The organism is Bradyrhizobium sp. 23, assembly GCF_023073295.1.
Taxonomy (GTDB): domain Bacteria; phylum Pseudomonadota; class Alphaproteobacteria; order Rhizobiales; family Xanthobacteraceae; genus Bradyrhizobium; species Bradyrhizobium canariense_D.
The window spans coordinates 239,424-245,290 of sequence record NZ_JADPJF010000148.1; the positions used below are offsets into that span (position 1 = coordinate 239,424).

The window sequence follows — 5,867 nt, forward strand, 5'->3', positions numbered from 1 at the left end:
CGCCGGAGGCACCGAGCAGGCGTTGGATCGCGGGCGTCTGCGACTTCGCCATCTCATCGACATTGCCTTGTGTGACGCCGAGCTCTTCGGCCTCGATCAAGCCGTAGTGCAGCCAGGTGATGATGTCGCTCCAGACCTCGTCGCCATTGCGGGTGAAGGGGCCGAGCGGCTCCTTGCTGATGGTCTGCGGCAGCACGACGTAGTCGGCCGCGTTCGGCGCCGCGGTCGTCACGGCGCCAGCAAGCGCGGAAGCGTCCTGGGTCATGGCATCGCAGCGGCCGCCGAAGAAGGTCTGGTACATGGTGTCGACGCGGTCGAACACCAACGGCTTCCAATCGATGCCGTTGGCGCGGCCGTAATCGCCGAGCGTGACCTCATGCGTGGTACCCTGCGCGACGCAGACGGTGGCGCCCTTGAGGTCCTTGATCTCCTTCACGCCGAGGTCTTTCTTCACGACAAAGCCCTGACCGTCGTAGAAGTTGATTGGACCTTGCCGCAGGCCCAGCGTGACACCGCGCAGATAGGTCTGCGTCGAGTTGCGGTAGAGCACGTCGATCTCGCCGGACTGGAGCGCGGTGAAGCGGTTCTGCGCGGTCAGCGAGACGTAACGCACCTTGCTGGCATCGCCGAGCACGCCGGCGGCGAGCGCGCGGCAATAATCGACGTCGAGACCCTTGTAGTTGCCTTGCGAATCCGGTGCGGAGAAGCCGGCGAAACCGGCGCTGACGCCGCATATCAGCGTGCCGCGGCTCTTCACCGTGTCGAGCGTTGCCGCCGACGCCACCACCGTCGACGCCGCGAGCACGCCGGCTATGATAACCACTTTCCTCATCATGCTTTTCTCCCCTCAGTGATTGACACGACGCAATACGCTGTCGACGGCCGTGCCGAGCTTGTCGACGATCAGATCGATCTCCTCCGCGGAGGTGATATAGGGCGGCGCCAGCAGCACGTGGTCGCCACGGATGCCGTCTGCGGTGCCGCCGCCGGGATAGCAGCCGAGGCCGTTGGCGAAGGCCTCCGCCTTGATCTTCTGATTCAGCTTCAGCGCGGGATCAAACGAGGTTCGGCTGGCGCGATCGGCGACGAGCTCGATGGCCCAGAACAGGCCGCGGCCCCTGATGTCGCCGATATGGCGGTGATTGCCGAAGCGCTCGGTGAGCCGCTGCTCGAGCTGCTTGCCGCGCTCCTTGACCCGGTCGAGCAGGCCGTCCTCGCGGATCACGTCCTGCACCGCGAGCGCGGCGGCGCAAGCGAGAGGGTGCGCCAGATACGTGTGGCCGTGCAGGAAGGCGCCCGAACCTGAGCGGATTGTGTCGATGATCCTGCCGCTCGCGAGCATTGCACCGATCGGCTGGTAGCCGCCGCCGAGACCCTTGGCGATCGCCTGGATGTCGGGTGCCACGCCTTCCTGCTCCCAGGCGTGCGTGGTGCCGGTGCGGCCCATGCCGCTCATGACCTCGTCGAGAATGAGCAGCGCGCCGTGTCGGTCGCAGATCTCGCGCACCGCCCTGAAGTAGCCGTCCGGCGCCGTGACGGCACCTGCGGTGGCGCCGACGACGGGCTCTGCGAGGAACGCGGCGACGGTGTCGGGGCCAAGCCGCTGAAACTCGGCTTCGAGTTCGGCGGCGAGCCGCGCCACGAACTGCGCGTCCGATTCACCATCGTGCTTCTCGTGATAAGCGAAGGCCGGGGTCACATGGCTGAAGGCGTCGGAGAGCAGCGGCGCATAGGGCGCACGCCGCCAGGCGTTGCCGCCGGCGGCCAGTGCGCCAAGCGTGTTGCCGTGATAGCTCTGGCGCCGAGCGATGAAATGCTGCCGCTGCGGCTCGCCGCGTTCGATGAAAAATTGCCGCGCGAGCTTGATGCTGGCCTCGATCGCTTCCGATCCGCCGCTGACGAAATAGGCGTAGGCGAGGCCACCGGGCTCGTGGCCGACCAGCGTCTCGGCAAGCGCCTCCGCCGGCTCCGACGAGAAGAAGGCTGTGTGGGCATAAGCGAGGGTCGAAGCCTGCTTCGTGATCGCTGCGATCACGCGTGGATGCTGGTGGCCGAGGCAAGAGACCGCCGCGCCGCCGGAGGCGTCGATCACGCGGCGTCCGTCCTCGGCAAAGAGATAGACGCCTTCGCCGCCGATTGCCTTGGGCGGCGTTTCGCGCAGCGAGCGATGCAGCACGCGGCTGGTGCGGGCGGCCATGGGTCAACCTTTCTCTGATACGTAAGTTGAAGCCGCGGCCAGCCGGGCCTCGGTATTCTCCAGGCGCTTTTTCGCGGCCGTGCCGCCGAGCGAAAACGTCACGGCGGCGAGCGATTGCGCGATCGCGATGGCGCCGGTGAGGCTCGGGAAAAAGCCGGGAGAGGAGGCCGCCTCGAACAGCAGCACGTGGTCGGCACCTTCAGCCATCGGCGCCGATGGGCTATCGGCGATCGCGATCAGGGCCGCGCCGGCGCGATAGGCGGCCTGCGCGACCCGGACGCTCGCGTGGGTGTAGGGCATGAAGCCGATGACGATGACGGCCTCGCCGGGCCGGAACGCGCCCATATCGAGATCGTCGGGGCCGGACGCGCCGACGAGCTGCACCTGTTCGGGACGAAACAGCCGGAGCTCGTAGTTCAGCAATTCCGCGACGCTGCGGCAGCTTCGGTAGCCGGTGATCCAGATCCGCTTGGCGTGGTGGAGTGCGCGCGCCGCCTCCGCGATCGGCCGGGCCGGGATGCGCGGAAGGCCGGCGGCCTCGGCCTCCAGCTTGTCGGTGATGAGCGCGACATCGGCGTTCGGGCCGTGGCAGCGGCCCTTGGCGCGGCCGGAGAAAGGCGCTAGCTGCGAGGGCCGCCGCGCCTCCGTCAACGCCGCGCGCAATTCATCCCAACCCGAATAGCCGATCGCCTTGGCAAGCCGCGTGAACGCGGCGGGATCGGCGCCGGCAACCGCTGCGAGATCGCGCATCGAACGCGTGGTGGCGTCGTAATCGTTGGCTGCGACGAAACGCCCGACCTCCTGCAACCGCATCGGAAGCGATGGCAATGCAATGCGCAGTTCGCTCAGTGGCGAGGATTTCGCGGGCTCGGCCATGAAACATTTGTTGCACGAAGCTGAGTTTGGTGCAACAGTTGACGTGCGCTGCCGGAAATCGCCGTCTTGAGAAGGATTTTTGTGCTGTGACGTCAGACGGTCCGAGACCGCCGCCGCGCCGTCGCTTCTTCGGCGCCTTCGGGCAGCGCGAGCTGAAAGGCCTGTTCTGGCAGGTTCTGGTGGTGGGGATCGTAGTCGCGGTCATCGTGTTCCTCTGGTCCAACACGGTCACCAATCTCTCCGTGCGCCGCATCACGACCGGTTTTGCCTTCCTCGGCCGTGAGGCCGGCATGCCCATCGCCGACAGCCTGCTCGCCTACAATCCGAGGGACTCATATCTCTGGGCCTTTGTCGTCGGCATCGCCAATACCCTGCGCGTCGCCGTGATCGGAATCGTGCTTGCAACGATCCTGGGCACGGTGATCGGCATCTCGCGGCTGTCGGCCAATTGGCTGCTGTCGCGGCTCGCCGCGGTGTACGTCGAGACGCTCCGCGACATCCCGCTGCTGCTCCAGCTCCTGTTCTGGTACGTGCTGATGCAGGCGCTCCCGGCCGCGCGCGCGGCATGGCGGCCGATTGAGGGCGTGTTCCTGTCCAATCGCGGGTTGATCCTGCCGGCGATTCCCATCGGGACGCCGCAGCTTTGGGTGCTCGGCACGGCAGTGCTCGGACTTGTCGTGTTCTATGTGATCCGGCGGCGGCTCATCGCGCAGCAAATGCGCGACGGCAAGCCGCGGCCGGCCTGGCCTTTTGCACTCGGCTTGCTCGTTGTGCTGCCTGCGGCGGTGTCCGTGCTGCTGGGCGTGGCCTGGACGATCGAATGGCCTGAGTTGCGCGGCTTCAACTTCGTCGGCGGACTGACGCTCGCGCCGGAATATTTCGCGCTGCTGATCGCGCTCGTCACCTACACCTCGGCCTTCATCGCCGAGATTGTGCGCAGCGGCATCCAGTCGGTGCCGCGCGGCCAGTGGGATGCCGCCAACGCGCTGGGACTGCGCCGCAGCTTCATGCTGCGGCAGATCATCCTGCCACAGGCGCTACGCGTCATCGTGCCGCCAATGACGAGCCAGTACCTCAATCTGACCAAGAACTCTTCGCTCGCGGTGGCGATCGGCTATCAGGACGTGGTCTCGATCGCCAACACGACATTGAACCAGACCGGGCAGGCGATCGAGGCCATTGCCTTGATCATGGCGGTGTTTCTCACCATCAGCCTCGGCATCAGCTTTTTCATGAACTGGTACAATTCGCGCATCGCGCTGGTGGAGCGCTGACCATGACGGCGATCGCCGACATTCCGGAAGCACCGCGCGCCGCCCGCCGCCCGCAGATTGGTAACCCGGTGCTGCGCTGGCTGCGCACCAATCTGTTCTCGTCGATCCCGAACGGCATCCTCTCGGTTGTGTTGCTGGCGGTGCTCGCAAAGGGCCTTTTCAGCTTCGTGCAATGGGGTATCGCCAATGCGGTCTGGGTCACCCCGGCGAACGATTCCAGCGCCTGCCGCGCGGTACGCGGACTCGGTGCATGCTGGGCAATCATCCCCGAAAAATACCGCTTCATCCTGTTTGGCACCTATCCGTTCGACGAGCAGTGGCGGCCGGCACTGGCGGTGCTGCTGTTCATCGCCCTGTTCTATCTCTCCAGCCGCCGCGCCTTATGGCGACGCGAACTGGCCTATCTCTGGATCGGAGCGCTCGCGCTGATCAGTATGCTGATGTGGGGTGGCATACTCGGTCTGTCGTTCGTCTCGCAGGACCGTTGGGGTGGTTTGCCGGTGACGCTGATCCTGGCGACCTTTGGTCTGGCCTTCGGCTTCCCGCTCGGCATCCTCGTCGCACTAGGCCGGCGCTCAAAACTGCCGGCGATCCGCTCGCTCAGCGTGCTCTATGTCGAGCTGATCCGCGGCGTGCCGCTGGTCAGTCTGCTGTTCATGGCGAGCGTGATGTTTCCGCTGTTCATGCCGAACGGATTCAACATCGACAAGCTCTTGCGCGCGCAGGTCGCGATCATCCTGTTCGCGGGTGCCTATCTTGCCGAAGTCATCCGCGGCGGCCTCCAGGCCGTGCCCCGCGGGCAATACGAGGCCGCCGAGGCGCTCGGCCTGTCCTACTGGCGCAAGAACCGGCTGATCGTCCTGCCGCAGGCGATCCGTCACGTCATCCCGCCGCTGGTCAACACCTTCATCGCCTTCTTCAAGGACACCAGCCTCGTTCTGATCATCGGTATCTTCGACCTGCTCACCACGGCCAAGACCGCGATCATCGATCCGGCGTGGCAGCAATTCTCCGTCGAAGTCTACATCTTCGTCGCCGTGATCTATTTTGTCTTCTGCTTCGCGATGTCGCGGTATAGCCGGAGCCTGGAGGCGACGAGCGGAAGGTGAAGGCCGCGCGTGTTCCGGACAAGGTGCGGCGCAAAGCGCTGCACCGCAGAGCCGGGACCCAGGGATACACGGGAAGTCCTGGAGACTTGGGCCCCGGCTCTGCAGCGCACCGCCGAAGAGGCGCTGCGCCGCGTGCGGGGCACGAGAGCGGGAACCTAGTTCTTCACCCGCGGATCAATCGGCGTCGTGCCACGCACGCCCAAAATATCCTCCAGCGTCTTCGCGCCGGCGATCACCTGCGCATCCGCGCGCGGAGCCCCGACGACCTGCAGGCCGACCGGAAGTCCCGATGCGGTGAAGCCGCACGGCAACGACAGCGCGGGACAGCAGGCGAGCGTGATGGCATAGACGATGCCGAGCCACTCGACGTAATTGTCGAACTTCTTGCCGGCGCATTCGGCGACATAACGG

The 5,867-nt window shown here is 65.7% G+C and carries 6 protein-coding genes; 2 read left to right on the forward strand and 4 right to left on the reverse strand.

The features are described from left to right. From IVB32_RS34490 to IVB32_RS34500, 3 genes are all read right to left on the reverse strand, one after another. A partial coding sequence (locus IVB32_RS34490; RefSeq protein WP_247412836.1) for an amino acid ABC transporter substrate-binding protein occupies positions 1-835 on the reverse strand: 835 nt, incomplete at its 3' end. Between the two features lie 12 nt (positions 836-847). Further along, positions 848-2,197 carry an aspartate aminotransferase family protein gene (locus IVB32_RS34495; protein WP_018457003.1) on the reverse strand — a complete coding sequence of 450 codons (1,350 nt, stop codon included), beginning with the start codon at positions 2,195-2,197 and terminating at the stop codon, positions 848-850. Positions 2,198-2,200: 3 nt separating this feature from the next. Continuing rightward, entirely contained in the window at positions 2,201-3,073 is an 873-nt protein-coding gene (locus IVB32_RS34500) for an SIS domain-containing protein (RefSeq protein ID WP_018457002.1), read from the reverse strand. Positions 3,074-3,159: 86 nt separating this feature from the next. Here IVB32_RS34500 and IVB32_RS34505 point away from each other — a divergent pair, with 86 nt between their 5' ends. Next, positions 3,160-4,347 carry an ABC transporter permease subunit gene (locus IVB32_RS34505; protein ID WP_018457001.1) on the forward strand — a complete coding sequence of 396 codons (1,188 nt, stop codon included), beginning with the start codon at positions 3,160-3,162 and terminating at the stop codon, positions 4,345-4,347. A 2-nt stretch (positions 4,348-4,349) separates the two neighbouring features. Beyond that, the gene (locus IVB32_RS34510; RefSeq protein ID WP_018457000.1) at positions 4,350-5,456 is read left to right on the forward strand and encodes an amino acid ABC transporter permease; all 1,107 of its coding nucleotides are present in this window, start codon (positions 4,350-4,352) and stop codon (positions 5,454-5,456) included. A 155-nt stretch (positions 5,457-5,611) separates the two neighbouring features. Here IVB32_RS34510 and IVB32_RS34515 read toward each other — a convergent pair. Next, a partial coding sequence (locus IVB32_RS34515) for an amidase family protein (protein WP_247412837.1) occupies positions 5,612-5,867 on the reverse strand: 256 nt, incomplete at its 5' end.

Bases quoted from the DNA above. Each gene is read 5' to 3' on its own strand.
- IVB32_RS34495 (WP_018457003.1), bottom strand. From the start codon at position 2,197: ATGGCCGCCCGCACCAGCCGCGTGCTGCATCGCTCGCTGCGCGAAACG.
- IVB32_RS34510 (WP_018457000.1), top strand. From the start codon at position 4,350: ATGACGGCGATCGCCGACATTCCGGAAGCACCGCGCGCCGCCCGCCGC.
- IVB32_RS34500 (WP_018457002.1), bottom strand. From the start codon at position 3,073: ATGGCCGAGCCCGCGAAATCCTCGCCACTGAGCGAACTGCGCATTGCA.